Origin of the sequence: Kineococcus glutinatus (assembly GCF_039542765.1) — a bacterium.
In the GTDB taxonomy this organism is placed as follows: domain Bacteria; phylum Actinomycetota; class Actinomycetes; order Actinomycetales; family Kineococcaceae; genus Kineococcus_A; species Kineococcus_A glutinatus.
Map to the genome: position 1 here is coordinate 1 of NZ_BAABIL010000784.1, position 1,734 is coordinate 1,734.

2 protein-coding genes are annotated in these 1,734 nt (G+C 77.7%); both read left to right on the forward strand.

What is annotated here, in order from left to right; translation table 11 throughout:
• The coding region (locus ABEB16_RS21395) for a D-alanyl-D-alanine carboxypeptidase family protein (protein ID WP_345714196.1) at positions 1-1,108 on the forward strand (1,108 nt) is incomplete at its 5' end.
• A gap of 222 nt (positions 1,109-1,330) precedes the next feature.
• Positions 1,331-1,734, forward strand: a 404-nt coding sequence (locus ABEB16_RS21400; protein WP_345714197.1) for a glycerophosphodiester phosphodiesterase family protein, incomplete at its 3' end; no start/stop codon positions are given.

Here is a 1,734-nt window from a genome sequence, read left to right on the forward strand (position 1 = left end):
CGAGGCCCGCGAGGCCGCCGCGGCGGCGGCGGCCGCGGCGGCGGCCGCGGCGGCGAAGGTGACGCAGGCCCAGGCCGAGCTCGACGCCCTGGCCGCGCAGGCCAACGCAGCGCTGGAGGCCTACCAGACGGCGGTGCTGGCCAAGCAGCAGGCCGAGGAGGAGGAGCAGCTCCAGCGCGAGCGCCTGGCCGAGGCCGAGCGCGAGCTCGCCGAGGGTCAGCAGCAGCTGGGGGCCTGGGCGGCGTCGGCCTACAAGGACGGCGGTCCGCTGGAGCAGTACTCCAGCCTCGTGACCGTGCTGGAGGGGCGGGCCACCGACGACGTCTCCAGCCTGCTGGCCTCCGTCGACCGCATCGGTCGCGGCCGCGACCAGGCGGTGGACGACTTCCGCGCCGCGCAGGCGCAGCAGGCCGACGCCACGCGCAAGGCCGCCGAGGCCGTGGCCGCCGCGCGCACGGAGACCGACAAGGCGAAGGCGGCCAAGGAGACCTCCGACGCCCTCGTGCTGCAGCAGAAGGACAAGCTCGCCGAGCTGCTGGTCCTGCAGGCCGCCGCCGACGGCACCGCCGGCTCCGAGGCCTCCCGCGCCGCCAACCTGGCCGCGGCCCAGGCGCAGGCCGAGGCCGCCGCCCGGGCCGCCCGGGGCAGCACGTCGGTCGCCGGTGGGCTCGTCGGGGAGGTCGGGGAGTGCAAGGGCTCCGACACCAGCGGCTACGCCAACGGCACCATCCCGCGCAGCGCGCTGTGCCCGCTGTGGGGGGCGCCCAAGCACGTGCTGCGCGCCGACGCCGCCCACGCCTTCAACCAGCTCAGCCAGGCCTACTCGCAGGAGTTCGGCCACCCCATGTGCGTCACCGACTCCTACCGGCCGCTGGCCGACCAGATCTCGGTGGCCGCCCGCAAGCCGGGCCTGGCCGCCAAGCCCGGCACCAGCCGCCACGGCCTGGGCATCGCCGTCGACCTGTGCGACGGGGTGAACGTCTACGGCTCGGCCACGTTCAACTGGCTCAAGCGCAACGCGGCCGTCTACGGCTGGCTGCACCCGGCGTGGGCCGGGCCCGGTGGCAGCGGTCCCTTCGAGCCCTGGCACTGGGAGTACACCGGCTGACCGCCGCTCCCCCGGCGCCCGCCCGCGCGCCCCCGTCCACCGGTGGACGGGGGCGCGCTGCGTCCCGGGGCGTCCCTGGGGCGTCCGGGCGGGGTCCGGGGCGCCCGGGCGGGGCGTTCGGGGGACCTGCGCGCGCCGCGGGGTCCGGCCGGCGGCGGGGGCGGGCAGACTGCCCCGGTGATCGGCACCCATCCCTTCCTCAGCGCCGGGCACCCGGTCGCGATGGCGCACCGGGGTTTCAGCCGCGACGGGTTGGAGAACACGCTGGTGGCCTTCGGCGCGGCCGTCGACCTCGGGTACCGCTACCTGGAGACCGACGTGCACGCCACCGCCGACGGGCAGCTGGTGGCCTTCCACGACGAGCACCTGGACCGGGTCAGCGACGCGCGCGGGCGCATCGCGGCCCTGCCGTGGGAGCGGGTGCGCCGGGCGCGGGTGGGTGGGCGCGAGCCGGTGCCGCTGCTGGCGGAGGTGCTCGACGCCTTCCCCGGGGTCCACGTCAACGTCGACGTCAAGGACGCCGCCGCGGTCGGGCCGCTGGTGGAGGTGGTGCGCCGCACCGCTGCGGCGCGGCGGGTGTGCGTGGCCTCCTTCGCCGAGCGCCGGCGCCGGGCCGCGCTGGCGGC